The following is a 25,795-nucleotide window of genomic DNA, read 5'->3' as shown; positions in this document are numbered from 1 at the left end:
CAACTGTAGGCGCACCGGGTCATTCTGCCCGAGATCATTCGTGTCGGGCTTTTTCAAGAAAGGACGAAACCGTGTTTTCCAAAATCCTGTCTGCTGGTGCTTTGCTGAGCGCCACGATGCTATTTTCATCGCCAGTCCTGGCGCAAGAAAACGTTTTGCCTTCCATCAACACGCCGCCGGAAGTTTCCAAGGCGAACCTGGCCAAAGTCAAAGCCGAAAAGCGCGGTCAATATGCCGTTCCTGAGGGGTTCGAAAGCGGCATGGTGGAAACCGACGGTATCCGCCTCCACTATGTGCGCGGCGGCGAAGGCAAGGGCGATCCGATCATCTTCGTGCACGGCTTCGGCTCTACCTGGAAAATGTGGCAACCGGCTCTGGAGAAATTCTCTGCCAACCATCAGGTCATCGCAATCGACCTGCCGGGTTTAGGACAGTCGGAGCCATCGGCCAAGCGATATGACGCAGAGCAGATGAGCGCCTATCTTCTGGGCGCGATCAAAAGCCTGACCGACAATCAACCTTTCACCTATGTCTGCCACGACCTGTGTAACTCGGCATCCTATCCGATGGTCGCTAACAATCAGGATATCATCAAGAAGGTCGTGTTCATGGATTCGCCGATCCCTGACAAGGCGATGTGGAGCTATCCAGGATTGACGCCAAATGGTCCGGGCCTCGGCTGGCATTTCGGCTATTTCTCCTTCGGCGATATTGCCGAGAAAATGGTCTCCACAGATCCGGTGCTGTTCATGAGCTACTTCATCAAGGAATATGCGGGCAAGAGGGACGTCTTCACACCGGAACTACTGGATGAGCTGATCGAACCCTATTCGACCCGCGCCAATCTGCGCGCCGCCTTTGGCTATTATCAGTCACATTCGGACAGCGCCCGCCAGAACGAAGCGCTGCTTGCCGCCGGCAAACAACTGACCATCCCGGTCTATTCGATCAGCGGTGCCAAGGGCGTAAACGACGTTCTGCCGAAGCAACTGGCAGCCCGCTTCGTAAAGGACCCCAGCAAGCTTGGTTCGACCATTCTCCCAGACACCGGCCATTGGCTGCTTGAAGAATCGGCAACTGAAGTCAACGCGCTGCTTGCCGACTTTATCGACCAGTAAGCCAAGGTAATCCTCACCAACGGTTTCGTGATTGCGGCAGCCCATGCAGCGGTCACGAAACCATGTTGGTATTGCAAATGGCGAATATCGTGACTTTGGCTGTTGAAACGAGCAATTGGAGACCCAAATGACTGTATCACTCACAATCCCGATGATGATGGCAATCGCATTGGGAATTGCAACACCTGCCATGGCGGACCCTTTGCTTGGTGATTTCGATTATGGTTGGCCGGTCCAGCACCAAACCATTCTCAGTCAGAACGAGGCCATGACGATGGCCTATATCGACGCCCGCCCGGAAAATGCCAACGGCCAGACGGCCGTTCTTCTGCATGGCAAGAACTTCTGCGGCGGCACATGGGAAACAACCATCAAAGCCCTGACCGGTGAGGGGTACAGAGTGATTGCTCCCGATCAGATCGGGTTCTGCAAATCAACGAAGCCAGCGCGCTATCAGTATGGTCTGCACGCGCTTGCTGACAACACGCGCCAACTTCTGACTGCACTTAACATCGAAAAGCCAGTTCTGGTCGGGCATTCGATGGGCGGTATGCTGGCCATACGCTACGCGCTGCAATATCCGGATGAACTCCAGAAGCTGGTGGTGGTTAATCCGTTGGGGATGGAAGATTGGCGTGCCAAGGGCGTTCCGAATGCGACCATCGATCAACTATACGCCACTGAACTGAAGGTGACGCGGGCAAGCATCAAGGCCTATCAGCAATCGACTTATTATGCTGGCACGTGGAAGCCGGAGTTCGACAGTCCGGTCGATATGCTGGCGTCCATGTATGAAGGGCCGGGCGGAAATATCGTAGCCTGGCATCAGGCTTTAACTGCTGACATGGTGTTCAACCAGCCTGTTGTCCATGAATTCGACAAGCTGCGTGTGCCGACAGTGCTGATGATCGGCCTGAAAGACAATACGGCGATGGGCAAGAACCGTGCGGATCCCGAACTTGCGGCAACGCTTGGCAATTATCCGGTATTGGCAGAGGAGGCTCAGGCGCGCATTCCCAATTCGCAACTGATCACCTATCCTGATTATGGTCACAGCCCGCAGATGCAGGATCCGGAGCGATTCAATGCCGATCTAATAAAGGCGATTGGCTCGCCACGATAGACCGCCGGAGCCTAGGCGGTTCCGTGGTCACCTATCATACGCTGGCCATGATTTTTTACTTGCCGTGGTCTCGGCCGTTATAAGACGCGTATGAAAGCTAATCCGGTTGCGAGGTCTGTTGCGGAAGACGTTCGTGCGCCACCGCGTATTTGCGGTGGCATTTAGAGCCGCAGAGCCCGAAACATCATGAACGCATCAGTATAGATGAGGTTGGCCGCGGGCCATTTCCGTTGTTCATCTTCTCACATATAGAGGGATTCCGTTCCACGGACGCCCGTGACTTTGGAATAGCTGCCTTTGATACTTTACTAAATCCATAGACAATAGGATCTCCAAGGAGTGATTGTATGAAGGTTTTAGGCATCTATGGCAGCGTCAAGCGACCGTCGCGGACGGCACGACTGGTTGACGATATTCTCGCGGGCATCGCCCGCGGCGCGAGTGTCGAGATAGACAGAATTGATCTGGTCGACGCCGCGCCGGTTCTGTTCCGTGCATTGCGCGCCGATCAGCTGGATGCTGCTGGCCGTGCTATCATCGACGCTGTCGAAGCTGCGGATGTGCTTGTGGTCGGCTCGCCCGTCTATCGCGCATCCTATACCGGTGCGCTGAAGCATCTCTTTGATCTTGTTGATTTTCGTGCCTTGCAGGGACGGCGCGTTGTTCTTGCCGCGACGGGCGGCTCACCGCTGCACGGGCTGATGTTGGAACATCAGTTTCGCCCGTTGTTTGGGTTTTTCGGTGCCGTCACCATTCCAACAACGGTCTATGCCGTCGAAGCGGATTTCACTGAATATATTCTTTCCAATCCAGCCGTTGAGGCGCGCATTGAGCGGGCTGTTTCGGAACTATTCGATCTTTCACCTGCCATACCCCGCACCGTTGCGTCGTCGGAAACGGGCGACCGGACGCTTCGCGTCGTGCTGGGCGAAGCCAGTGCGAATTGATGATCACCTAAGGAGTTAAACCATGACAGAACGCAGCAGAAATCCCGTGAAATTTGCCTATTGGGTGCCGAATGTCTCTGGCGGCCTTGTCATTTCGAATATTGAACAGCGCACCAGCTGGACGATTGATTATAACCGCAAGCTGGCGCAGATCGCCGAGGCAAATGGCTTCGAATATGCGTTGAGCCAGATTCGCTTCACGGCGGGCTATGGTGCGGAATTCCAGCATGAATCCGTATCATTCAGCCACGCACTTCTTGAATCCACCAAAACGCTGAAGGTGATTGCAGCCATTCTGCCCGGACCATGGAATCCGGCGCTTGCTGCCAAGCAGATCGCGACGATCAACCACCTCACCAATGGTCGCGTTGCGGTGAATGTCGTCAGCGGTTGGTTCCGTGGCGAGTTCCACGCCATTGGCGAGCCATGGTATGACCACGATGAGCGTTACCGCCGCTCGGAGGAATTCATTCGAGCGCTGCGCGGCATCTGGACCGAAGACAGCTATTCATTCCATGGTGATTTCTATCGCTTCAACAACTATTCGCTGAAGCCAAAGCCCATTGATCCACAACCTGAGATCTTTCAGGGCGGCTCGTCGCGTGCTGCGCGCGATATGGCATCACGGGTTTCCGACTGGTATTTTACCAATGGCAATACGCCGGAGGAAATCGCCAAGCAGGTCGATGACATTCAAACCAAGGCGGCGGAAAACAACCATTCGGTTCGCGTCGGCGTCAATGCCTTTGCCATCGTTCGTGACACGGAAGAAGAGGCAAAGGCCGTTCTCGCCGAGATCATTGAAAAGGCCAATCCCGAAGCGGTCAATGCTTTCGGTCACGAGGTGAAGAATGCTGGCAAGTCCTCGCCCGAAGGCGAAGGCAATTGGGCAAAGTCCAGCTTTGATGATCTTGTCCAGTATAATGACGGTTTCCGCTCCAATCTGATCGGCACGCCGCAGCAGGTGGCTGAACGCGTGGTCAAGTTGAAACGCGCCGGTGCCGATCTTATCCTGCTCGGTTTCCTGCATTTCCAGGAAGAAGTCGAATATTTCGGCAAGCACGTCATTCCGCTGGTGCGCGCGCTGGAAGAAGCGGAAGACAACGCGGCCCTCGCCGCCGAATAGACCAAACCGAATGATGGAAGCGACGGTTATCGCCGTCGCTCCAGCTTAACGCGGACGCAATCGTGTTCGCGAACGGACGGTTACGTCCGTTTATCCGCCAGAATGCCCTGATTGAATTCGAGTAAAACACGGAACGCACAATGTCGGCATTGCATTTCCTGATTGCAGATACTGATGCGGAAGCGAGCGCAGAAACGCGGGCGGCGGCTGAAGCTGCCCCCACATCGCTGCGACGCGATCTTGCACTGGAGCTGCGCGGCATCGGCCTGTCGTTCGGGGGCGTTGTTGCCTTGCAGGATGTTGACCTCAAGGTCCGACAGGGAGAAATTCGTGCGATCATCGGACCGAACGGTGCCGGAAAAAGTTCACTCATCAATGTCATTTCAGGCGTCTACCGGCCCAGTCGTGGGCAGATCGCCATTGGTGGTAAGAGCTATGATCCGGTGCCGATCCAGAAGCTGGCGCATCTTGGCGTTGCGCGTACCTTTCAAAACCTCGCTTTGTTCAAGGGCCTGAGTGTTCTCGACAATGTCGCGTCGGGACGCGCCTTTGCCAATCGTTCGAATTTTCTGAGCCAGATCGTGGGGTTGCCACAGGCTCGCCGCGCGCAGGCGGATGCCTGCGAACGGGCAAGTCGCGTCATCGATTTTCTGCATCTGTCGTCCTATGCCGACCGGCTGGCAGGCACTTTGCCCTATGGTCTGCAAAAGCGGGTTGAACTTGCCCGTGCATTGACCGCCGCGCCGCGTATCCTGCTTCTTGATGAGCCGATGGCCGGTATGACCGCCACCGAAAAGAACGAGCTTGCCGATTACATCCGCCTGGCGCGGGACGAATATGACATTACCGTCGTGCTGATCGAGCATGACATCGGCGTGGTGATGGGCCTCTCCGACCGCATTGCAGTGTTCGATTACGGGCGCAAGATTGCCGATGGCACGCCGCCGGAGATCGCATCCGATCAGCATGTCATTGATGCATATCTTGGCGTGGCGCCGGAAAATGAAGATGGGGAGGGCATCTGATGGCTGATTTTGATTGGATGTTCTTCACGGAAGTGCTGATTGGCGGGCTGTTGTCCGGCGTCATGTATTCCCTTGTCGCGATCGGGTTTGTGTTGATTTATAAAACGTCCGGTGTGCTGAATTTCTCGCAAGGGGCGTTGCTGCTTTTCGCGGCGCTGACTTTCGTCAGTCTCACGGAACGGGGCGTGCCGTTCTGGGCAGCCTTTGTCGTTACGTTTGCCGCCATGGTGATCATCGGTATCGCCATTGAACGCAGTGTACTGCGGCCTCTTACCAACAAGCCGCCGATCACGCTCTTTATGGCGACACTCGGCCTGTCCTACATCATTGAGGGCGCGGCCCAGCTCCTATGGGGCACACAGGTACATGCTCTTGACCTCGGGATCGAAGATGTGCCCTTCGATGTTGGAGGCATTTTCATCAGCCAGTTCGATATTTTTGCCGCCGTTGTTGCGGCTGGCATGGTAGCGCTACTGTCAGCATTCTTCCGCTATACGCGGATCGGCCTCGGCTTCCGTGCTGTCGCTGACGACCAGTTCGCAGCCCTGGCTATCGGACTCAAACTGCCGTGGATATGGGCCAGTGTCTGGGCCGCTGCCGGTCTGGTCGCGCTGGTCGCAGGCCTGTTGTGGGGCGCGCGCCTTGGCGTGCAATTCTCGCTGTCACTGGTCGTGCTGAAGGCTTTACCGGTTCTGGTACTCGGCGGCTTCGATTCCATTCTTGGTGCGATTGTCGGCGGATTGCTGGTGGGAGCGTCAGAGAAGCTAGCGGAGGTTTATATCGGAGAATATTTCGGTGGCGGCATTGAGAGCTGGTTTGCCTATGTGGTGGCACTTGCCTTCCTTCTCATTCGCCCTTCAGGTCTGTTTGGTCAGAAGCTTGTGGAAAGGGTCTGACCATGGCCATTATAGCAGCCAGTTCCTCCAGTCCTGTTGCATCGCCGCGTTACGCCGCTCCGCTTGCGGTGCTGGTGGTTGCCTATCTCATCATACCTTTTATCGGCACGAGCTATCTTTTTGAGGCCATTCTCCTGCCGTTTCTGGCCTTGAGCCTCGCCGGTGTTGGGCTCAACCTTCTGACCGGCTATGCGGGGCAGGTTTCACTTGGCTCGGCGGCATTCATGGCAGTGGGCGCTTTCGCGGCCTATAATTTCAATCTGCGCATGGATGGATTGCCGCTGCTGGTTTCCCTCGTTTTTGCGGGACTAGCGGCGGCGGCGATTGGCGTTGTCTTCGGCTTACCGAGCCTGCGCTTGCGCGGTTTCTACCTCGCCGTTTCTACACTCGCAGCTCAGTTCTTCGTGCAATGGGCGCTGACCAAGTTCGGATGGTTTTCTAACAATTCCGCCTCCGGCGTCATCGATGCTCCGGCGTTGTCCATCGGGGGGATTGCCTTTGAGGGGCCAGTCGGACGCTATCTCTTCGCACTGACAATTGTGGTGGCGGTCACGTTCCTCGCCTATCGCCTGGTGTCGTCGCAGACCGGACGGAATTTCATTGCCGTGCGCGACAATGAAACGGCAGCGCGGATCATCGGTGTGCCGGTGTTGCGGACCAAGCTGCTTGCCTTTGCGGCTTCCTCTTTCATCATCGGGGTGGCGGGTGTGCTATGGGCCTTTGCCTATCTGCGCACGGTGGAACCGGCGGGTTTCAATCTCGACCGCTCGTTCCAGATATTGTTCATCATCATCATTGGTGGCCTCGCATCGATACGTGGCGCCTTTTTTGGCGCAGCACTGATCGTCGTTTTCCCGCTGATCTTGTCGAGGGTTGGGGGACTGTTGCTCGGCGACGTGTTCGATTCCGGCGTGCTGGATATGACGCAGCGCATTGTCGTCGGCGTCTTCATCATCCTGTTTCTGGTCCTTGAGCCCGACGGGCTTGTGTCGCTCTGGGACCGACTGAAAGCGAACTTTACGGCAGTTGTCCGACGGTCGTGATATCCGGAAGCGCCTCACAAAGCTTCCAACAAAGTCCATAAATCCTGAACGAAACCGGGTGGTGATTATCTCACCCGATAGATGGAGTGCGTCCAGAAATGACCCTATACACGAAAATCAAAATCGCGGCTCTCGCCGCTGGTATCGGCCTTGCCTCTTTTGCGCTTCCGGCGCAGGCAGACGAGCAGTATTTCCCGCTTCAAAGCTATCGCGTCGGCCCTTACGCTGCGGGTGGTACTGGCTTCTTTGGTGGTTTCATCGATTACCTCAATTTGATCAACACCCGCGATGGTGGAGTCAATGGGGTCAAGCTGACGTGGTCGGAAGCCGAAACGCAATATGAGGTTGAACGTGGTGTGGAAGCCTATGAGCGTCTGAAAAGCAATCCCGGCATTGCCGCGTGGAACCCGCTTTCCGTGGGTATCGCCTATGCGATGATCGACCGTATCACGCAGGACAATGTACCGTTGATCACCATTAATCACGGGCGCACGGATTCCACCAATGGACGTGTGTTCCCTTATGTCTTTCCACTATTGCTCAATCCCTATTCTGAAACGTCCGGTATCGTGAACTACATCGCCTCCAAGGAAGGTGGTCTTGATAGACTCAAAGGTAAAAAGATTGTGGTACTCTACCACGGCTCGCCTTATGGCAAGGAAACCATCCCGATTTATGAACTGCTTGCGGAGAAATATGGTTTCGAGTTGCAGCAAATCGAGGTTCCTCATCCGGGTAACGAGCAGCAATCACAATGGCTTACGATCCGCCGCGCCAAGCCGGATTATGTCGTGCTGCGCGGCTGGGGTGTGATGAATCCCGTGGCTCTGAAAACAGCAGCGAAAACAGGTTTTCCGGTCGATCGCATCATCGGCAATGTGTGGTCCAACTCGGAAGAAGACGTCATTCCTGCAGGCGATGCGGCCAAGGGTTATACCGCCATCACCACACAGGCATCGGGCGCCGACTACCCAGTGGTCAAGGAAATCGTCAAGACCGTCTATGATGCGGGTAAGGGTAATCTGGAAGACAAGAACCGTATCGGTTCCGTCTACCACAATCTTGGCATTGTCAATGGCATCCTGAACGTCGAAGCTATACGCATTGCGCAGGAGAAATTCGGAAAGAGAACCTTGACGGGCGATGAAGTACGCTGGGGTTTCGAACATCTGCAACTCGATCCAGCGCGCGTCGAAGCTTTGGGTGCTAAAGACCTGTTTCACTCCATCAATGTCACTTGGGATAACCACGAGGGTAACGGCTACGTAACCTTCCAGCAGTGGGACGGCAAGAAGTGGAATGTCGTTTCTGATTGGATCGCGCCTGACTGGGCCTTGCTACGCCCGATCATCGAGAAGTCTTCGGAAGCCTATGCGAAAGAAAAAGGCATCAAGCTTCGCACTGCTGCCGATGCGGATGTTGCGACCAACTGAGGCCATGGGTGGAGCGGGCGGCAACGATGTCGCCCGCCCAGTGACGGCTATGCGGGGTTGGCCCGCCAGAGGAGTTTGGCATGACATTGGAAACCCACAGACTCAAAGCAAACTCGGGAGAAAACGGGCTTCTGTCCGTTGAGGGCCTCCACGCGACCTATAATCATTCCATCACGGCGCTGCATGGGGTCGATCTTTCTATAGATCGGGGGGAAATCCTCGCCATTCTCGGCGCCAACGGCGCAGGCAAGACGACCACATTGAAAGCCATCTCTAACCTGCTACCCGCAGAACGTGGGCAGATCAATGCGGGGCGCATTTTCTTCGAGGGGCGGGATGTCACCCGCGAAACGCCGGCCGGCCTCGTACGGCTCGGTCTGGTGCCGGTGCTCGAAGGACGCCATTGCTTCAAAAGCTTGAGCGTCGAGGACAACCTCGTCACGGGCGGGCTCGGACGCAGCGGTTCGCGGTCTGAAATCGCGACGGACCTTGAGCGAGTCTATACCTATTTTCCACGGCTGCGTGATAAGCGCCGGGCGCTTTCCGGTCTCACTTCCGGCGGGGAACAGCAGATGACTGCCATCGGACGCGCCTTGATGTCACGCCCCCGATTGCTGGTGCTCGACGAGCCGTCGATGGGGCTGGCGCCGCTTGTCGTACAGGATATTTTCCGCACATTGCGCAAGCTTAATCGCGAAGACGGGCTTTCCATTCTTGTCGCAGAACAGAATTCGGCGGTGGCGCTTACCCACGCCGACAAGGCCGTCATTCTTGAAAACGGTGTCAGCGTACTCTCCGGCAGTGCCGGCGATCTCAAAGCGCGTGACGACGTGAAGGCTTTTTATCTCGGACAGAAACCGGTCTCGGGTTCTGTGGCGCTCGCCCATTGAAATTCAACGAAAACGAGGAGACATGCGATGACCATTTCCAATGTGAATACGAAGGACGTGAGCCAGGGCGTGCCCGCTGTACCACGACCGGGCAAACCCGCCTATGTCATTAAAAGCGATGCGGAGGCCATCGAGATTGCGAAGAAGCTGGCGGCAGAAATCGCTCCGGGTGCAGCCATCCGCGACCGCGACCGTATCTGGCCGGTCAAGGAACTGGATTCCTTTTCGCAAAGCGGCCTGTGGTCGATCAATGTGCCGAAGAAATTCGGCGGACCGGAGGTTTCCTATGCTACGCTCGCCCGGGTGATCGAGATCGTCTCGGCTGCGGATTCGTCCATCGGTCAGATTGCGCAGAACCATCTCGGTGTAGTGGCTGCCATCCGCACGGTCTCGGACGAGGCGCAGCAAAAACTGCTCTTTGGCGAAGCCTTGCGCGGCACGCGTTTCGGCAATGCATTTTCCGAATTTGGGTCCAAGCGTGCCGCCGATTTTGAGACGAAATTCGTCGATGCCGGGGATCATGTCGTGGTCAATGGACAGAAGTTCTATTCGTCTGGTGCTTTGTTGGCGCATCTGGTGCCAATCGTCGCGCTCGATGAACAGGGCCGAGCCTGGTATGCAATTGCCGAGCGGGATGCTCCGGGTCTGACCGTTATCGACGATTGGTCATCCTTCGGCCAGCGCACAACCCTGTCGGGCACCGTCATCCTCAATGATGTGAAGGTCCCGAAAACCCATCTGGTGCCGGGTTATAAGGGTTATGAAGTGCCGACTGCCGATGGGGCCATTTTCCAGATCATTCAGGTCGCCGTGGATACGGGTATCGCCAGTGCGGCTATCGCCGAAACGATCTCTTTCGTGCGGACCAAAAGCCGTGCATGGGTGGATAGCGGTCTCGAACGCGCTTCGGACGATCCTTATACGATCCACGCTATCGGCGATCTCACGCTTCGCCTTCATGCGGCTCAGGCGCTGCTCGAAAAGGCGGGTTATGCCATCGATCGCGCCATTGAGAACCCCAACGCAGAGACCGTAGCAGAAGCGCAGATTGTGACGGCTGAGGCGAAAATATTGTCGACGGAAATCGCGATCGCTGCGACCAACAAACTGTTCGAACTTGCGGGTACGCGCTCGACGCTCGCCGAACATCAGCTCGACCGCCATTGGCGCAATGCCCGGACGCATACGCTGCATGATCCGGTGCGGTGGAAATATGCTATACTTGGCAATTATTTCCTGAACGACGAAAAGCCGCCGCTTCACGCCTGGAGTTGATAATTTAGCCCGACGCGTGGAACGCGGTTAGAGGCGTTCCACGCGTTTGGTGTCGAAATGCGACGGCTATCGCACGCCACAAACGTCTGCTCAGTTTCTTATCGTGGTCATGACAATTGAGTTCTGCAGCCTCCTCGCCGGACTGCCAATAACCAGCTTTTCCAACATCTAATCAAAAAACTGCGACGAGCCTCGGCAAGGGCTCAGACATATTTTCACGTAGTCCTTGCAAGTGTATCGCAACTTGTATACTAGAATATATCAGGTCGGAGGGAGTGCTGGCCGTTGTCTGGGAGGAGTGATTTCAATGAAAAAGTTGCTATGGGCAGTTGTGGCCGCCACAGCTATGAATATGGTGTCTCTGCCTGGCATGGCGCAGGCGCAGGAAGTTCCAGCACCCGGTAAGAGTGCGCGTATCGACGCCATCAAGAAGTCGGGTGAATTGCGTGCCGGTGTTCTGGCCAATCCGCCATGGCTTGTGGAAGATACCACCGGTTCCGGCCAGCCATGGCGCGGACCGGCCTGGACGCTTGCGCAGACCTATGCCGAAAAGCTTGGCGTCAAACTGGTTCCGGTTCTCGTTTCCCACGAAACCAAAGTGCCCGTTCTGGCCGCCAATCAGGTGGATATGACGATTTCGCCACTCTCCATGACCAAGCAGCGGCAGGAAGTTGTTGATTTCGTCACCTATTCGCGCACGGCTTTGTGCGTGTTCGGAAAGGCGTCCAACCCCAAGGTTTCGGGTGCCAAGTCGGTTGACGATTTCGACAAGCCGGAAGTGACCATTGCCTATTTCACGGGTGGCGGCGAGGAAAACTGGGTCAAGGAACGTTTCCCCAAGGCCACGCTGCGCGGTGTGACGAGCGCTGGAACGGCGGCTCCGATGGAAGAAATCATGGCGGGGCGCGCAGACGTGGCGCCGATCAATCGCATTCCCTTCGTGGCCCTCAGCCGCAATGTGAAGGGCCTAGAAGCGTTGCCGCGTGAAAATAACTGTCAGGACAGCACTGAGGCCGTCAACGAGATTGGTCTGGCTATCGATAAGAACCAGCCTGAATATCTCGCATGGCTGAAAGCCGTGGCTGAGCCAATGCTTCCAGAACTTCTCAAGGAAGAAGAAGCCGAAGTCTCCAAAATGTAAGCCATATGGACTTTGCGCGCGCTGAATCCGGCGCGCGCAGATCATGTTCTGTTCAGGCAGAACTTTCAGGGTCCCGGATCTCTGGATATTGACACATGGAATTCAATTTCAGCGCTATTTTTGATAGCTGGCAGTTCCTGCTCAGCGGCTTGGTGGTGACGCTTCTGCTGGCCGCCAGTGTGAGCGCGTTGAGCTTTTTTCTGGGGCTGCTGCTCACCGTCGCCCGCCTTTATGGTCCCAACTGGCTGAGCGGCATCACGATCTTCTATATCGATACCATGCGCGCCATTCCGGTTCTGGTGGTTCTTGTCTGGGTTTATTTCGCGCTGCCAATCGCAACGGGGATCAATCTGCCGCCATTCTGGTCGGCGCTGTTCTCGCTGTCGCTGCATCTCGCCGCTTACGTTGCCGAGGTGATGCGCGCTGGCATTCAGTCCGTGCGCCCCGGTCAGGTTCGCGCCGGTCTGGCGCTCGGCATGTCGCAGGCACAGGTCCTGCGCAAGATCGTGCTGCCGCAGGCTTTCGTGCGCATGCTGCCATCCTTCGGCTCGCTGCTGTCGCTCGCGGTCAAGGACACGGCTATTGCCACCGTGATCGCCGTGCCGGAACTCATGCGCCGCGCCGAAGCTATTGCCGGGCAGAAATATGCGCCTGTCGAGGCCTACACCACCGTCATGATCCTCTACTTCATCATCATCTTCCCGCTCACCCGAGGCGTCGACATGCTCTATCGCCGCATTTCCTTCCTGGGGCGCTCATGAGTTTCGACTGGTCTATCATCTGGAAAAGCCTGCCCGCATTGGGGCATGGCGCCTTGATCACCATCGCGCTGACCGTGCTGACAATGCTGTTTGCCACGCCGCTGGGTATCCTGATCGCGGTCATGCGGGAATCGCGCTTCAAAATCGTCGCGCTGATTGCGACCTGTTATGTGGAACTGCTGCGCAATCTGCCGATCATACTGGTCGTCTATTGGGCGTTCTATGTGCTGCCCATGATGAGCGGTCTTGCACTTTCGCCATTTCTGACTGGGCTTCTCGCGCTGGTGGCCAACAATGCCGCCTATAATTCGGAAACGTTCCGCTCTGGCATCCGTTCAATCCGCAAGGGGCAGACCGAGGCAGGGCTGGCGCTCGGAATGAGCGAATGGACGGCTTTCCGCAAGATCGTGCTGCCGCAGGCTTCGCGCCGTGTTTTACCGGTGCTGGCAACCACATGGGTCACGCTGTTCAAGGACACCTCGCTTGTGTCGGTGATTGCGGTTGGTGATCTGGCGCATACGGCGCTGCAAATCCGCTCGCAGACTTTCCGCGTAATCGAACTTCTGACCGCAATGGCCGCGATTTACTGGCTGCTGGGCTATCCGCAGGCCAAAATTGTTGACTGGATTCACCGCAAATACGGGGTTACCGAATGACATCTTCCAACACAGCACCCGTAAAGACCGGCGATGTCGTCATTGAATATCGCAATGTCTGCAAATCCTATGGCACATTTGAAGCTCTCAAGAATGTCAGCCTGAAAGTGCATCGCGGACAGGTCGTGTGTCTCATCGGCCCGTCCGGCTCCGGTAAATCCACACTGCTTCGCTGCACCAATGGTCTGGAAGCAATCAATAGCGGCGAGATCAGGATCGATGGCACCGTGCTAACGCAGGATCCCAAACAGGTTCGCGCCATGCGCCAGCGCATGGGCATGGTGTTTCAGAATTTCGAGCTGTTTCCGCATAAGAATGCGCTTGGCAACATCATGATGGGGCCGACCACCGTTCTGGGCCTTTCGGTAAGGCAGGCAAAGGAACGCGCTCTGGCTTTGCTTGCCAAGGTGGGGCTTTCGGACAAGGCGGAAAATTTCCCGTCCAACCTGTCCGGTGGGCAGCAGCAGCGGGTCGCCATCGCCAGAGCCCTTGCAATGGAACCGGAAGTCATGCTCTTTGACGAACCGACATCGGCGCTCGATCCCGAAACCATCGGCGAGGTGCTCAATGTCATGAAACGGCTGGCGGATGACGGAATGACCATGATTGTCGTGACCCATGAAATGACCTTCGCCCGGCGCGTTGCCGATCAGGTCGTGGTCTTTGCCGATGGGCAGATCATCGAACAGGGACCGCCGGAGCAGATTTTCGAAAATCCGAAAACTGCGCGCACGAAGGATTTCCTGAGCCATCTCGGCTGGGATGGCTGACGCATGGCAGTGCTTCCCGGATCGACCCATAATTCCGAAAAGCCGGTGCCTGGCGCGGGCGCTCCCCCCACAGTAGGGAGCATTCTCGACGCCATTCGTAACGATATCATCACCCTGCGTCTCATGCCGGGCAAACGGGTTTCGGAAAACGAACTCGCCCGACATTTCGGGACGAGCCGCACGCCGGTGCGTGAGGCCCTGTTGCGGCTGGTCGATCAGGGGCTTGTCGAGGTCTGGCCGCAGCGCGGCACCTTCATCATGCCGATTTCACTGGCCGCAGTGCAGCGCGCGCGTTTCGTGCGCAATGCGGTGGAAGTTGCGGTTTTCAAACGTGCCGCCGAAGAAGGGCTTGTTGCATCTATAACGGATGAACTCGACGCCATTATCGCGATGCAGGAAGGCTCAAAGGACTCTCCTGAGAATTTCACCATCGCCGACGATGCCTTTCATCGCACTGTCGCCAATGGAATCCGGATGGGCGACATATGGAGCCTGTTGGAACGCGAAAAAGCCCAGTTTGATCGGTTGCGCTTTCTGAGCCTGCCCAATGTTACCCCCGTGGAATTGCTCATCGAGCAGCACAAGGCCATGCTATCAGCGGTTAAGCGTCGCGATCCGATTGCGGCGGAAGCCGCCGTGCATGTTCACCTTTCGGAAGTTTTGAAAGTCACCGAACATCTGGCCCAGCGTTATTCCGATCTCATTGTCAATGATCTTTGAACGGCCCGATCAACAGGTCTCCGCTTCATGATGTATGGCTGCGACTATGCTATCGGCAAGCATTCGATTGAGACGTGAAACCACCTGTTCGGCAAATAGCCCTTCTTTCAGCTTGGGCGGCATAAGACCCGGCAACGCGGCATAAGCCGCAAATATATCCGATGCGGACTTTGCATTGGCCAGTGCTGCGGTGATTTCGTCACCACGAGGATCATTCAGCGGATATGGCTGGCCATTCTCATGCCGACCCAGACCGTAACGCATCCACGCCGCTGTGGCGAACGCGAAGGCTGTAGTGTCACCGCCTTGTTCCAGCAATTCGACGGCTGGCGCAAAGATGCGCTGCGGCATTTTTTCGGTGCCGTCCATGGCAATCTGGCGTGTTTCGTGCGCGATGGCCGGATTGGCAAACCGGTTAGCCAGAGCCTGCGCATAAGCGTCCAGATCGGTATCCATCGCGGTCAAGGTCTGTGCTGCCGCATGCAAATGGCGCCGCACCAGCCTGTTGAGCGCCGCGTCCGCCATTACATCGCGTACATAGGTCTTGCTCGAGAGAAACCCGGCATAGGCCAGCATTGAATGACTGCCATTGAGCATGCGCAGTTTCATTTTTTCAAAGGGGCGGACGTCTTTCGTAAAGGTGGCACGCATCGCCTCCCATGCCGGACGCCCGGCAGGAAAGTGATCCTCGATCACCCATTGCGAAAACGGTTCTGTCTCGATTGCAGCTTCGTCTTCGCAGCCGATAGCGCGCGCGGCGTCGGCGCGGGTCTGGTCGGTTGGTTGCGGTGTGATCCGGTCCACCATGGTTGCCGGAAACGCGACCTCTTGCGCGATGCGTTTCGCCAGTTCAGGGCCATGCGCGCGCGCCGCAAAATCGATGACCGCAGCGCGTAACAACGCGCCATTGTCCGGCAGGTTATCGCAGCTTAAGACGGTAAATGCGGGCAAGCCCAATTCGAAGCGTCGTTTGAGACCCAATGCGATGAGGCCGAGTACGCCTCGTGGCTGGTCCGGCTTTTGCAAATCGGCCATGACCGCGGGATGTGCGGGATCGCAACCACCGCTGCGCAAAAGGCCATAGCCTTTTTCCGTCACGGTGATGCTGACAATCCGGCAGTTGGGTTCTGTCATAAAAGACAGCGCTTCAGCGCAAGCCGTCGGCCCGGCAAGCACCTGTCTTACTGAGCCGATGACGTGGGCGCGGCTTTCCTCGTCACGCACGATCAGTGTGTAATAGCCATCCTGCGGATTAAGCGCCTCGGCCACGTCGGTTCCACGCAGCGAGACGCCGACGATCCGCCAGTCAGACGGTGTTTGTGTCAGGGCTGCGTCGGTATAGGCGGCCAGATGAGCACGGGCAAAAGCGCCCAGACCCAGATGCAGGATACCTGCATCAAGAGCCTGTGGATCATAAGCGGGCCATGTGGCTCCATCCGTTGGGCTGCTTTTGGCCGACAGTCTCATCACGCGTTTCCTGTCGTCAGGGGATGCTCCAGCGCGGTCATGATTCCCCGCAGTTCCGCCAGACCTTTCAGGCGACCGATGGACGGATAGCCCGGCTGCCCGCGTCGTCCAAGATCGTCCAGAATATCCTGCCCATGGTCGGGGCGGAACGGAATTTGCCAGTCTTTGCGACCTGCTGCCTTGCGGCGGCGTTCTTCGGCCAGAATGGCAGCGACCATCGCAACCATATCCGTGCCGCCTTCCAGATGGCCTGCCTCGTGGAAAGAGCCATACCGGCCCGCATCTTCAATAGTGACATTGCGCAGATGCAGGAAATGGACGCGGTCGCCCAGACGCTGCATCATTCCGGGCAGGTCGTTGTCGCGCCGCGTGCCAAGCGAGCCGGTGCAAAGCGTGATGCCGTTGGCTGGAACATCGACTGCCTCGATGATCTGACGGTAGTCGTCCTCGGTGGACATGATGCGGGGCAGGCCCAACAGTGGGAAAGGGGGGTCGTCCGGGTGGCAGCACAGACGCATACCGAGTTTCTCGGCTAGCGGAGACACTTCCGATAGAAAATCAATAAGATGACGACGCAGCCTGTCCGCGCTGATATTGTCATATTTTGCCAGTTGGTCGCGCACATCGGCAAGGGTAAAGTTTTCGGCTGCACCCGGCAGACCGTAAACGGTATTGGCGGCGAGTTCCTCGCGCCGCGCATCGCTCATCGTTGTAAAGCGCTCTTTTGCGGCAAGCGCCACATCGGCAGGGAAGCTTTCCGCTGCGCCTTTGCGTTGCAATATGTAAATGTCGAAAGCGGCAAAATCGACGAGATCGAAGCGCATGCATGTCGCGCCGCTGTCCAGACGGAAGGCGAGATCCGTGCGCGTCCAGTCCAGCACCGGCATGAAATTATAGCAGATGACCTCTATGCCAGCGCGGCTGAGATTGGTCATGCTGGTTTTCCAGTTGGCGATATGGGTCTTCCAGTCACCAGACTGCCGTTTGATATCTTCAGATACGGGCAGGCTTTCCACCACTTCCCATGCCAGGCGGGAGGGTGCGCCGTCATTCATGCGTCCAATCTGAGCCTGCCGCAGCGCAATTTCGTCCGCAGTCCATACCTCGCCGGTCGGCATGTGGTGCAGGGCCGAAACGACACCTTCCACGCCGGCCTGCCGCATATCGTCAATTGACGTCAGATCCTTTGGACCGAACCATCTCCAAGTCTGTCGCACGTTTTGCCTCCATAGATTATCCTTTAACTAGCAGATGGTAGACTAGTATGGAAGATGAAATGCATCAACGCGAAGCGTGAATCGAGGAAAGTTCTCTGTGGCTGCATGTGAGGGGGCGGTGTTTTGGTGCAGATCAGCCGTCGACCCTGATCTTGTGGGGGCCGCAGGATGGCTATATGCCTGCAGACTCTGCGCGCGCCTATCGAAGCGATCTGCCGGAGACTGAGGTTAATTTTCTGGAACAAGCAGGCCACTGGTTGTTGGAAACCTATTGTGACGAAGCGCTGCCGATCATCCGCGGTTTTCTCGCTCGAACGATGACGGCTGAGAAGCTGTGGCATATTGGTCCCAGCATCACTAAATAAGGTGTTCAGGCGCGTTGATGCTACGAAACTCTTCCTCGGAGGGCCAGAAAGTCGAGAAGTGCCCTCACGCGGGAGGGCAGTGGGCCGCCCTGACCGATATGTATGGCGTGGAAGGATTCCCGATCCCCGGGATTAAATTCCTCCAAAACCGGTACGAGACGTCCACTTGCAATGTCCTCCCGTACGGTGAAGTTCGGCGCGCGGACAAGGCCCACGCCGCTCAGCGCCAGTCGCCGCAGAGCTTCGCCGTCGCTGGCTTGAATACGTCCAACGGTAGGTACGACGACGGTCTCCCCATTCCGCATGAGAGGCCAGCCATCCCCAGAGCGGACATAGCCAAAGCCGAGCCTGTTGTGGCCTTCAAGGTCTTCGATTGTTTTCGGTTCGCCCAATTGGTCGAGATAGGCTGGGGCGGCAACAATCAGCATGGCGGAGTCGCCCAGTTTTCGCGCAACAAGGCTCGAACTCTTCAGCGGTCCCGCACGCACCGCTACATCGGTTCTTTCGGCAAGCAAATCCACGACGGTGTCAGTTTGTATCAGATCAAGCGAGACACCGGGAAATTGCGCCAGAAACTCCGGAAGAATAGGAGCGAGGATATGGGTGGCATAGGATGCGCTGGTGTTGAGGCGGATGCGACCGACGGGCTCTTCGCCTGTGCCTGCGCTCCTCTCGGCGTCGGCGATATCTGCGAGAATTCGCATGGCGCGTTCGTAGAACACGCATCCCTCCGTGGTGAGTTGGAACGCTCGTGTAGAGCGGTTCACCAATCGTGCGCCAAGGCGGGTCTCTAACCGTGTTATCAACTTGCTGACTGCGGACGGCGTCATGCGACAGGCGCGTGCCGCCGCCGAAAATCCGCCCCGCTCGACCACGCAGACAAACACTTCCATTTCACCCGAGCGATTGATTTCAGCGCGCGCCATTTTCTTTCCTTAGATACGTCGACTAGCTGATGAGGGAAGCGCGACGACGGTGGTGCTGGAATTGGTCTTTGAATTCACAAATGATATTACAATGAGCAATCTATATCACTATCGTAACACGATCTATTCTCTCGCGAACGAAACATCGCGAGCAAAATGCATCGCCCAAGCGATGCGCTCGTAACGAGAGGATAAGAAGATAATGTCGCTTCGACTAAACAGCGCGAGCACTGGCCGTCGAGCTGGTCGGAAATTCCTATTTACTGGCTGGATTGCAAGCGCCCTGGCTATGGGGGCCATCCTTCTCGGCCCAGTGCCCGCGATCGCCGATGATGGGCAGTGGGTCGGCACGTGGACGGCCAGTCCACAACCGGTCTGGGGAGGGGATTTCGCCTTCCCGACAAAAATCCCTGCAAGGGTGAAAGATCGTACTTTCCGCCAGATTGTTCGAATTAGTCTTGGAGGCATGAGACTGAGGTTCGTTTTCTCAAACATCTATGGAAAACAGCCTTTGAAAATTGGCGCAGCCAGCGTTGCCCCCGCTGGTCAGCAGGCGGCAGTAGCCCCGTCGACTATCCGAAAGCTCACTTTTGGCGGTAAATCGAGCGTCGTCATGCTGCCCGGCGCACCGGTGGTTAGTGATCCGGTGGATTTGCAAACCGATGCGCAATCGCGGCTCGCGGTTTCCATTTTTCTGCCGGATGAAACGGCTCTGGACACCTTTCATTGGGATGGCCGTCAGACAGCATGGTTCGGCAATGGTAACCTTACTGCGGCGGGCGACTTCCCGGCATTTGACACGACCGATGCACGCATTCTTTTAACAGACGTTCTGGTCGATACCCCTAACGAAGGTGCAGTCGCCATCATCGGCGATTCCATTACCGATGGTAACGGAGCGACAGTGGATGCAGACTCGCGCTGGCCCGATTTTCTTGCAAAGCGGCTTGCGCCCCGACGCATCGCCGTCCTTAACGCGGGTATTTCCGGCGCCCGCCTGCTCGAGGACAAAATGGGTGTTAACGCAGTTGCCCGTTTGGAGAGCGATGTACTGTCCAAGCCCAACGTGAAGGCGCTCATCGTATTCATCGGCATCAACGATATTTCGTGGCCAGGCACTGCCTTTGCTTCGAACTCCAAGCGACCGAGCGTTGAGGCTATGATCGAGAGCTACGGGCAGCTGATCGCGTTGGCACACGCGCACAACATCCGTGTCATTGGCGCAACACTGACACCATTCGAGGGTGCGCTTTCTGGGACCCCACTCGAGGGCTACTACAACGCCGACAAGGACGCGCTTCGCAACGAGATCAATCAGTGGATTCGCAAGAGCGGTGCGTTCGACGCGGTGGTCGATTTTGATGCGCTTCTTCGCGATCCAGACAATAACGCCCGCATCGCGCCAGCTTTCGATTCCGGCGATCATCTTCACCCCGGCGATAAGGGCAATCTGACAATGGCCGAGTCGATTAATCTCGAAACGCTGCTCGGGCGCTGATCGTCAGTGGGGTTCGGGCAGTGCTTCGCGCTCGAGCCACTCCGGGTCGATTTCCGGCAGTGGGATCGCGTCGAGCAGCGCGCGGGTATAGGCTGACTTCGGATCAGCGAAGACTTGTTCGCACGCCCCTGCTTCGACGACCTTGCCGAAACGAAGCACATAGACGCGGTCGCAGATGGCCCGAATGACGCTGAGATCGTGACTGATGAAGGCCATGGAAAGGCCCATATCACGCGACAGGTCTTTCATCAGGTTGAGTACCTGCGCCTGCGTCGAAACGTCAAGGCCGGAGACGATTTCGTCAGCCAGAACGAAATCCGGTTCGAGAAGGGCGGCGCGGGCGATGCCCACTCGCTGGCGCTGACCGCCCGAGAGTTCGTGGGCATTGCGGTCAAGCACGACCTCGGGCAGGGTGAAGCGGTCGAGAATTTTGAGAACCTTCGCCTCGGCCTCAGCGGCGTTGGCCGCCAATCCGTGCAACAGCATTGGCTCCACCAGAATGCGGCGAATGGAATGGCGCGGATTGAGCGATGCCATCGGGTCCTGGAAGATCATCTGCATACGTCGGCGCAGCGGTCGCATCCTGTTATCGGGCAGACTGGTGATATCCTGACCGTCGAACCGGATTTCGCCGGCGGAGATGTCGACGAGGCGCAGCAGCGCCCGACCAAGCGTTGTCTTACCCGAGCCGGACTCGCCGACGATGCCGATCGTTTCGCCGCGCGCGATGTCGATGTCGATGCCATGCAGTACCTTGTGGCCAGCAGACTTGCTGAAAAGGCCACCCGCACCGTAAGCGACTTCTATGCCGCGAGCTGTGAGAAGCATGTTGGTCATCAGCTTTTTCCGATCTCGGCGCGCAGTTGCTCGAATACCGACTGTGGCACCGGCTCCAAGCCACTATTGGGGCGGTCGTAACGCGGGCCAGCCGCCATCAGCGCCTTGGTGTAGATGTGCTTGGGTCGCTGCAGGACATCGGCGGTGCTGCCCTGCTCGATCACCTTGCCGGAGTAGAGCAGCGTTACGCTGTCACAGATTTGGGCAACGACGCCCAGATCGTGCGTCACGAATATGACGCCCGTGCCATGAGCGCGCTGCATGCCGCGAATAAGGCGCAAAATCTGCTTTTGTACAGTCACGTCGAGCGCGGTTGTCGGTTCGTCGGCAATCACCAGCTTGGGTTCGAGCGCAAATGCCGAGGCAATCAGCACGCGCTGGCGCATGCCGCCCGATAGCTCATGCGGATAAGCGCGCAAAACCCGCTCCGGATCGCGGATATGCACTTCCTCCAGCAGGGTCAGCGCGCGCTCACGGGCCGCCTTGCTCGACAGGCCGCGCTTGAGGCGCAAGCCGTCGGTCAGTTGGGCCTCGATACGACGGCCTGGATTAAGCGCCGTCTGCGGGTCCTGCGGGATGAGCGAGATTTCACTGCCCATAATCTGGCGTAATTGGGGAGCCGGTATGGTCAGGAGGTCGCGGCCCTCGAAATTGATGGTGCCGCGGGTAATGCGGACCGTGCGCGGCAGGATACCAAGCAGCGCCTTGGCGATGGTCGATTTGCCGGCGCCGCTCTCACCGACGAGGCCGCGGACCTCGCCGCGCCCGAGTGTCAATGCGACATCACGAAGAATGGGCGAGCCGCCATCCCGATCCGAGACCGCCGACAGGCTGTTGATGGAGAGAAGGGGTTCGGTCATCGGCGCATCATCGGGTCAAGGGCGCGGCGCAGGCCGTCGCCGAGCTGGTTGAAGGCAAGAACGGTCAGGAAAAGCATCACGAGAGGCGCCACCAATACCCACCATCCCTGATAGATGATCTGTCGGCCCTGCGCGATCATGCCGCCCCAGGTTGGCGTGTCGGACGAGACGGAAAGACCGACGAATGAGAGAATAGCCTCGACGATGACGGCGATACCCATTTCCAGGCTGATGAGCGCGATCAGGACCGGGGCGACATTCGGCAGGATCTGGCCGATCAGGATCTTGAAGCGGGAGAAGCCTAGAACTTGCGCTGCCGTTACATAGTCCATCCGCGCCTGCGCCATCGTTTCCGAACGGACGACACGACAGAAACGCGTCCAGTCGATGATGACGATGGCTGCGATGACCGAATGCACGCCCGCGCCGAAGACTGCCACCAGCAGGATCGATAGCAGTACCGGCGGGAACGCCATCCAAATATCGACGAGACGCGAGATGACGGCGTCCACCCAGCCGCGATACCAGCCTGCGAGCAGCCCGAGTGCGGTGCCAACCAGCGCCGCAAGACCTGCGGCGATGAAGGCGACCAGCAAGGCGACGCGCGTGCCGTGGATCAGGCGCGAAAGCACGTCGCGACCAAGATCGTCGGTGCCGAACCAGTAACCGGGTTCGGTGCCAGCATAGCCCGCTGGTGGCAGCGTGGCGAGCATCAGGTCCTGTTCGAGCGGATCCTTGGGCGCGAGCCACGGCGCAAAGATCGCGACCAATATAAGGCAGAGGATAAAGCCGCCGCCGAGAATTACCTTGGGTTCAGAAAGCGCCGCGCGCAGTGACTTAACCATGGCGCAGCCTCGGATTGAATGCGGCGACGAGGACGTCAACCACAATATTGATAACGATGAACAGGGCGCCGAAGACGAGGACAAGGCCCTGAATGAGTGGCAGGTCGCGGTTGATGACAGCGTCGATTGCCATATTGCCGATGCCGGGATAGGCGAAGATACGCTCAACGATGACTGTGCCGCCGATCAGGAAGGTGAACTGCACTCCGGTCAGCGCGATGGTGGGGCCAACGGCATTGCGCAATGCCTCTTGCAACACCAGCCGTAACGAGGACATGCCCTTGAGCTTGGCGAGCAGCACATAGTCCTGCACCATGGCTTCGAGCAGCGCCTCCTTCAGCACGCGGGCGATAATCGCCGCGAGCGGCAAACCGAGCGCCAGTACTGGCATGGTCATATGGGCGGCGATGTCGGCGAACTGCGCGAAGCGCAGGCGTAGCAGGCTTTCGAACAGATAGAAGGGGGTTGCAAAATTGCTCTGCACGCTCGGATCGATCCGCCCGGACAGAGGTAATATGGGGAAGAACACACCCAACACCAACACAAGCGCCAGTGCCCAGACGAAGTCGGGCACAGCCAGCACCACGCCGTTGACGGTATCGATGACGGGTTCGGCAGGGGTGCGGCGCACGAGCGCGCCAGCAATCGCCACGGCAGCGCCGAGCAGAATAGCGAAGATCAGTGCGATGAAGGCGAGCTCAAGGGTTGCTGGCAGGCGTTCGGACAACAGTTCCAGAACATTGCGGCGCAGCGAAATGGAGGTGCCGAAATCTCCTGAAAGCAGTGACGTCAGCCAGATACTGAACTGGCTGAAGATACTGCCATCGAGTCCATAGTTCGCGCGAAGCTGCGCGATCTGTTCGGGTGTAGCGCCCGGCGAAATCATCATTGCGATAGGGTCGCCGGGAACGACGCGCAACAGGACAAAAACCACAACTGCGACCCCAAACAGGGTCACCGCCGCGAGAACCAGACGGTTCAGGATAGAAAGAGCAAGCAATTGCATGGTTATGGAGTCTCGCGCAGGCAGACGTAGACACTATACTGGTGTGTCCGGCCAAGCAGGCCGGACATCAATCAAGCAATGGAAGGCTGGCACAGCGCGTGCCCGGCCAACATGCTATCAAGCCTTTGATACCAAGGTTGGTTGCAGCGCGCCCGAAACGTTCGGGGTGACCTTCAGCATTGATTTATAGACAATCGGCTGTGCGTACTGCAGCAACGGCAGCACGTAACCTTGCTCCGCAATATACTTGCAGACGGCTTTCCAGCCAGCGATGCGCTTGGCCTCGTCTTTCTCACCCCAAAGCGGAGCGATCATGCCGTCCAGATCATCGGTGTTCCATACCGAGTGTGGCGAAGGGCCGAACATGGCGAAGCCCGTTGACGTGGTCGGGTCGCCAATCGCATTGCCCCAGTTGTAGAATGCGGCTGGTGCAAGCTGGTCGGCGGCGCGCAACTCATAGTGCTTGGCTATCTCATAGACCTCGATTTCGGCTTCGATGCCGACCTTGCGCCACATGCCCACAATGGCCTGAACCATTTCATAGTCCTTCGGCTTCAGGCCACGGGTGGTCTGAATCTTGAACTTCACCGGTTTGTCGGTCGAATAGCCGGAGTCGGCCAGCAGTTTTTTGGCGAGTTCGGGATCGTAAGGAACCTTGATTGATGGATCATAGGCCGAATATTCCGGCGCTTCGAGCGTGTCGATTGGTACGCCGTAGCCACGCAGCAGGCGCTTGACGATAGCTTGCTTGTCAACGGCGTGACAGGCGGCCAGGCGCACGTTCTTGTCGTTCATGACTTCGATATTGTTAAGGAAGATCATGCCGATATCCGAGATCGGAGTCGCGACGCCTGCCAGACCGTTCTTTTCCTTCAGGCGGTCGAATTCTTCATACGGGATTTCAAGCGTGACGTCGGACGAGCCGGATTCGATCTCGGCAACCCGGCTGGTGCCATCCGGCACGAACTTGAAGATCACAGTTTCGAAAGCTGGCTTGCCGCCCCAATAATTTGGGTTGGCCTTCAGGCGCAGGAAGGCGTTGCCTTCATAGGCGTCAACCATATAGGGGCCTGTGCCGACAGGCTTCTTCTCGAAGCCCTCCGCGCCCACTTTCTCATAATAGGCTTTGGGCAGGATGTAGCCTGTGAGGAAGGCCATCCACATGAAATAGGTGGGTTCGAAGCGCAGCACATCGCCAGTGATCTTGTTGCCTTCGATCTTGTAGTTGCCGACAGTGGACCAGACAAACTGGATCGGGTTGCCGGTCTTTTCGTCGGCGGCGCGCTCCAGCGCCCAGACCACATCTTCCGGGGTGAACGGCGAGCCGTCATGCCAGGTCACACCCTCGCGAACATCCATCCAGACCTTGGTCTTGTCGTCGTTCCAGCCCCAGCCTGTCAGCAGGCCCGGAACGAATTTGAGGTCGGGGTCCTGGCCGATATACTGGTCGAAAATCGAGCGGTAGATTGCCTGAATCGTCGGATTGACCGCCGACGGACCGACGGTCGGATCGAAGGACGGAAGATTGACGTTGAAAGCGATGGTAAGCGTGTCGGTTTCTGCCGCCTGCACCGGCACACGCCCTGCCAGAATGCTCGTCAAAAAGGCAGCAGCGCCCATACCCAACGTCTGGCGACGGGTGAATTCAGTCATGTTTTGCTCCGCGTTCCCCTGATCCCGGCTTTTTTGAGCGTTCCCGCGCTCGCCAAGGTTATTTATTGGTCGGAATATTTTAATCTTAAAATAGCGGCGTTTGACTGGCAAGCGAATTGTACGGTCAGGAAACAATTTTAGGTCGAACTATATGCTTGCGCATATTATTTCGTTATCAATTTAGCCCTTTGCCCTAA

The 25,795-nt window shown here is 57.3% G+C and carries 25 protein-coding genes; 17 read left to right on the top strand and 8 right to left on the bottom strand.

Annotated elements, in window-relative coordinates:
* Positions 1-71 precede the first annotated feature (71 nt).
* The 15 genes from FIC94_RS16725 (at position 72) to FIC94_RS16655 (ending at position 14,924) form a co-directional block, all read left to right on the top strand.
* Positions 72-1,118, top strand: coding sequence for an alpha/beta fold hydrolase (locus tag FIC94_RS16725; RefSeq protein WP_210237299.1), 1,047 nt, complete (start codon positions 72-74; stop codon positions 1,116-1,118).
* Positions 1,119-1,245: 127 nt separating this feature from the next.
* The gene (locus FIC94_RS16720; RefSeq protein ID WP_140025617.1) at positions 1,246-2,241 is read left to right on the top strand and encodes an alpha/beta fold hydrolase; all 996 of its coding nucleotides are present in this window, start codon (positions 1,246-1,248) and stop codon (positions 2,239-2,241) included.
* A 347-nt stretch (positions 2,242-2,588) separates the two neighbouring features.
* Positions 2,589-3,188 (top strand): FMN reductase, encoded by a 600-nt coding sequence (msuE, locus tag FIC94_RS16715; RefSeq protein ID WP_140025616.1) that lies wholly within the window; start codon positions 2,589-2,591, stop codon positions 3,186-3,188.
* A gap of 22 nt (positions 3,189-3,210) precedes the next feature.
* Positions 3,211-4,314, top strand: coding sequence for a dimethylsulfone monooxygenase SfnG (gene sfnG / locus FIC94_RS16710; protein ID WP_121537629.1), 1,104 nt, complete (start codon positions 3,211-3,213; stop codon positions 4,312-4,314).
* Positions 4,315-4,454: 140 nt separating this feature from the next.
* Positions 4,455-5,339, top strand: a complete 885-nt coding sequence (locus FIC94_RS16705; RefSeq protein ID WP_140025615.1) for an ABC transporter ATP-binding protein — start codon at positions 4,455-4,457, stop codon at positions 5,337-5,339.
* Complete coding sequence (locus FIC94_RS16700; protein WP_140025614.1) at positions 5,339-6,235, top strand: branched-chain amino acid ABC transporter permease; 897 nt, start codon at positions 5,339-5,341, stop codon at positions 6,233-6,235. The genes FIC94_RS16705 and FIC94_RS16700 overlap by 1 nt, the downstream gene beginning before the upstream one ends.
* Before the next feature lie 2 nt (positions 6,236-6,237).
* Positions 6,238-7,278, top strand: a complete 1,041-nt coding sequence (locus FIC94_RS16695; protein ID WP_140025613.1) for a branched-chain amino acid ABC transporter permease — start codon at positions 6,238-6,240, stop codon at positions 7,276-7,278.
* Positions 7,279-7,376: 98 nt separating this feature from the next.
* Complete coding sequence (locus tag FIC94_RS16690; RefSeq protein ID WP_140025612.1) at positions 7,377-8,711, top strand: ABC transporter substrate-binding protein; 1,335 nt, start codon at positions 7,377-7,379, stop codon at positions 8,709-8,711.
* An 80-nt stretch (positions 8,712-8,791) separates the two neighbouring features.
* On the top strand, positions 8,792-9,601 hold the full coding sequence (locus tag FIC94_RS16685; RefSeq protein ID WP_140025611.1) for an ABC transporter ATP-binding protein: 810 nt from the start codon (positions 8,792-8,794) through the stop codon (positions 9,599-9,601).
* A 27-nt stretch (positions 9,602-9,628) separates the two neighbouring features.
* Positions 9,629-10,876, top strand: coding sequence for an SfnB family sulfur acquisition oxidoreductase (locus tag FIC94_RS16680; RefSeq protein WP_140025610.1), 1,248 nt, complete (start codon positions 9,629-9,631; stop codon positions 10,874-10,876).
* Between the two features lie 307 nt (positions 10,877-11,183).
* The gene (locus FIC94_RS16675; RefSeq protein ID WP_140025609.1) at positions 11,184-12,017 is read left to right on the top strand and encodes a substrate-binding periplasmic protein; all 834 of its coding nucleotides are present in this window, start codon (positions 11,184-11,186) and stop codon (positions 12,015-12,017) included.
* A 95-nt stretch (positions 12,018-12,112) separates the two neighbouring features.
* Positions 12,113-12,778: an amino acid ABC transporter permease gene (locus FIC94_RS16670; protein ID WP_140025608.1), complete on the top strand. Its 666-nt coding sequence runs from the start codon at positions 12,113-12,115 to the stop codon at positions 12,776-12,778.
* Positions 12,775-13,434, top strand: coding sequence for an amino acid ABC transporter permease (locus FIC94_RS16665; protein WP_109366176.1), 660 nt, complete (start codon positions 12,775-12,777; stop codon positions 13,432-13,434). Before FIC94_RS16670 ends, FIC94_RS16665 begins: the two co-directional genes overlap by 4 nt.
* On the top strand, positions 13,431-14,204 hold the full coding sequence (locus FIC94_RS16660) for an amino acid ABC transporter ATP-binding protein (RefSeq protein ID WP_140025607.1): 774 nt from the start codon (positions 13,431-13,433) through the stop codon (positions 14,202-14,204). The genes FIC94_RS16665 and FIC94_RS16660 overlap by 4 nt, the downstream gene beginning before the upstream one ends.
* Before the next feature lie 3 nt (positions 14,205-14,207).
* Positions 14,208-14,924: a GntR family transcriptional regulator gene (locus FIC94_RS16655; protein ID WP_140025606.1), complete on the top strand. Its 717-nt coding sequence runs from the start codon at positions 14,208-14,210 to the stop codon at positions 14,922-14,924.
* Between the two features lie 9 nt (positions 14,925-14,933).
* On the opposite strand, the gene FIC94_RS16650 is transcribed toward FIC94_RS16655, so the two are convergent.
* Positions 14,934-16,391: a mannitol dehydrogenase family protein gene (locus FIC94_RS16650; protein ID WP_140025605.1), complete on the bottom strand. Its 1,458-nt coding sequence runs from the start codon at positions 16,389-16,391 to the stop codon at positions 14,934-14,936.
* On the bottom strand, positions 16,391-17,608 hold the full coding sequence (uxuA, locus tag FIC94_RS16645) for a mannonate dehydratase (RefSeq protein ID WP_140025604.1): 1,218 nt from the start codon (positions 17,606-17,608) through the stop codon (positions 16,391-16,393). The genes FIC94_RS16650 and uxuA overlap by 1 nt, the downstream gene beginning before the upstream one ends.
* A gap of 176 nt (positions 17,609-17,784) precedes the next feature.
* On the opposite strand from uxuA, the gene FIC94_RS16640 reads away from it, so the two are divergent.
* Positions 17,785-17,973: an alpha/beta fold hydrolase gene (locus FIC94_RS16640; RefSeq protein WP_140025603.1), complete on the top strand. Its 189-nt coding sequence runs from the start codon at positions 17,785-17,787 to the stop codon at positions 17,971-17,973.
* Between the two features lie 20 nt (positions 17,974-17,993).
* On the opposite strand, the gene FIC94_RS16635 is transcribed toward FIC94_RS16640, so the two are convergent.
* Positions 17,994-18,899 (bottom strand): LysR family transcriptional regulator, encoded by a 906-nt coding sequence (locus FIC94_RS16635; RefSeq protein WP_140025602.1) that lies wholly within the window; start codon positions 18,897-18,899, stop codon positions 17,994-17,996.
* 202 nt (positions 18,900-19,101) lie between these two features.
* Here FIC94_RS16635 and FIC94_RS16630 point away from each other — a divergent pair, with 202 nt between their 5' ends.
* Positions 19,102-20,397 (top strand): SGNH/GDSL hydrolase family protein, encoded by a 1,296-nt coding sequence (locus FIC94_RS16630; RefSeq protein WP_140025601.1) that lies wholly within the window; start codon positions 19,102-19,104, stop codon positions 20,395-20,397.
* 3 nt (positions 20,398-20,400) lie between these two features.
* Here FIC94_RS16630 and FIC94_RS16625 read toward each other — a convergent pair whose 3' ends face one another.
* From FIC94_RS16625 to FIC94_RS16605, 5 genes are all read right to left on the bottom strand, one after another.
* Complete coding sequence (locus FIC94_RS16625) at positions 20,401-21,234, bottom strand: ATP-binding cassette domain-containing protein (protein WP_140025600.1); 834 nt, start codon at positions 21,232-21,234, stop codon at positions 20,401-20,403.
* On the bottom strand, positions 21,234-22,094 hold the full coding sequence (locus tag FIC94_RS16620) for an ABC transporter ATP-binding protein (protein ID WP_140025599.1): 861 nt from the start codon (positions 22,092-22,094) through the stop codon (positions 21,234-21,236). Before FIC94_RS16620 ends, FIC94_RS16625 begins: the two co-directional genes overlap by 1 nt.
* Entirely contained in the window at positions 22,091-22,939 is an 849-nt protein-coding gene (locus tag FIC94_RS16615; RefSeq protein ID WP_140025598.1) for an ABC transporter permease, read from the bottom strand. The genes FIC94_RS16620 and FIC94_RS16615 overlap by 4 nt, the downstream gene beginning before the upstream one ends.
* Positions 22,932-23,939, bottom strand: a complete 1,008-nt coding sequence (locus FIC94_RS16610; protein ID WP_371830928.1) for an ABC transporter permease — start codon at positions 23,937-23,939, stop codon at positions 22,932-22,934. The genes FIC94_RS16615 and FIC94_RS16610 overlap by 8 nt, the downstream gene beginning before the upstream one ends.
* 123 nt (positions 23,940-24,062) lie before the next feature.
* Positions 24,063-25,598: an ABC transporter substrate-binding protein gene (locus FIC94_RS16605; RefSeq protein WP_140025596.1), complete on the bottom strand. Its 1,536-nt coding sequence runs from the start codon at positions 25,596-25,598 to the stop codon at positions 24,063-24,065.
* Positions 25,599-25,795 lie beyond the last annotated feature (197 nt).

It is taken from the genome of Ochrobactrum teleogrylli, from assembly GCF_006376685.1.
Lineage (GTDB): Bacteria > Pseudomonadota > Alphaproteobacteria > Rhizobiales > Rhizobiaceae > Brucella > Brucella teleogrylli.
This window is presented reverse-complemented; position numbering and strand designations above follow the sequence as displayed.

What these genes read in the sequence shown, in the direction of transcription:
- sfnG (WP_121537629.1), top strand. Translation starts at nt 3,211, where the DNA reads ATGACAGAACGCAGCAGAAATCCCGTGAAATTTGCCTATTGGGTGCCG.
- FIC94_RS16700 (WP_140025614.1), top strand. Translation starts at nt 5,339, where the DNA reads ATGGCTGATTTTGATTGGATGTTCTTCACGGAAGTGCTGATTGGCGGG.
- FIC94_RS16625 (WP_140025600.1), bottom strand. Translation starts at nt 21,234, where the DNA reads ATGACCAACATGCTTCTCACAGCTCGCGGCATAGAAGTCGCTTACGGT.
- FIC94_RS16650 (WP_140025605.1), bottom strand. Translation starts at nt 16,391, where the DNA reads ATGAGACTGTCGGCCAAAAGCAGCCCAACGGATGGAGCCACATGGCCC.
- FIC94_RS16615 (WP_140025598.1), bottom strand. Translation starts at nt 22,939, where the DNA reads ATGGTTAAGTCACTGCGCGCGGCGCTTTCTGAACCCAAGGTAATTCTC.
- FIC94_RS16675 (WP_140025609.1), top strand. Translation starts at nt 11,184, where the DNA reads ATGAAAAAGTTGCTATGGGCAGTTGTGGCCGCCACAGCTATGAATATG.
- FIC94_RS16670 (WP_140025608.1), top strand. Translation starts at nt 12,113, where the DNA reads ATGGAATTCAATTTCAGCGCTATTTTTGATAGCTGGCAGTTCCTGCTC.
- FIC94_RS16685 (WP_140025611.1), top strand. Translation starts at nt 8,792, where the DNA reads ATGACATTGGAAACCCACAGACTCAAAGCAAACTCGGGAGAAAACGGG.
- FIC94_RS16695 (WP_140025613.1), top strand. Translation starts at nt 6,238, where the DNA reads ATGGCCATTATAGCAGCCAGTTCCTCCAGTCCTGTTGCATCGCCGCGT.
- FIC94_RS16660 (WP_140025607.1), top strand. Translation starts at nt 13,431, where the DNA reads ATGACATCTTCCAACACAGCACCCGTAAAGACCGGCGATGTCGTCATT.
- FIC94_RS16690 (WP_140025612.1), top strand. Translation starts at nt 7,377, where the DNA reads ATGACCCTATACACGAAAATCAAAATCGCGGCTCTCGCCGCTGGTATC.
- FIC94_RS16720 (WP_140025617.1), top strand. Translation starts at nt 1,246, where the DNA reads ATGACTGTATCACTCACAATCCCGATGATGATGGCAATCGCATTGGGA.
- FIC94_RS16655 (WP_140025606.1), top strand. Translation starts at nt 14,208, where the DNA reads ATGGCAGTGCTTCCCGGATCGACCCATAATTCCGAAAAGCCGGTGCCT.
- FIC94_RS16605 (WP_140025596.1), bottom strand. Translation starts at nt 25,598, where the DNA reads ATGACTGAATTCACCCGTCGCCAGACGTTGGGTATGGGCGCTGCTGCC.
- FIC94_RS16640 (WP_140025603.1), top strand. Translation starts at nt 17,785, where the DNA reads ATGCCTGCAGACTCTGCGCGCGCCTATCGAAGCGATCTGCCGGAGACT.
- FIC94_RS16620 (WP_140025599.1), bottom strand. Translation starts at nt 22,094, where the DNA reads ATGACCGAACCCCTTCTCTCCATCAACAGCCTGTCGGCGGTCTCGGAT.
- FIC94_RS16680 (WP_140025610.1), top strand. Translation starts at nt 9,629, where the DNA reads ATGACCATTTCCAATGTGAATACGAAGGACGTGAGCCAGGGCGTGCCC.
- FIC94_RS16630 (WP_140025601.1), top strand. Translation starts at nt 19,102, where the DNA reads ATGTCGCTTCGACTAAACAGCGCGAGCACTGGCCGTCGAGCTGGTCGG.
- FIC94_RS16665 (WP_109366176.1), top strand. Translation starts at nt 12,775, where the DNA reads ATGAGTTTCGACTGGTCTATCATCTGGAAAAGCCTGCCCGCATTGGGG.
- FIC94_RS16635 (WP_140025602.1), bottom strand. Translation starts at nt 18,899, where the DNA reads ATGGCGCGCGCTGAAATCAATCGCTCGGGTGAAATGGAAGTGTTTGTC.
- FIC94_RS16705 (WP_140025615.1), top strand. Translation starts at nt 4,455, where the DNA reads ATGTCGGCATTGCATTTCCTGATTGCAGATACTGATGCGGAAGCGAGC.
- msuE (WP_140025616.1), top strand. Translation starts at nt 2,589, where the DNA reads ATGAAGGTTTTAGGCATCTATGGCAGCGTCAAGCGACCGTCGCGGACG.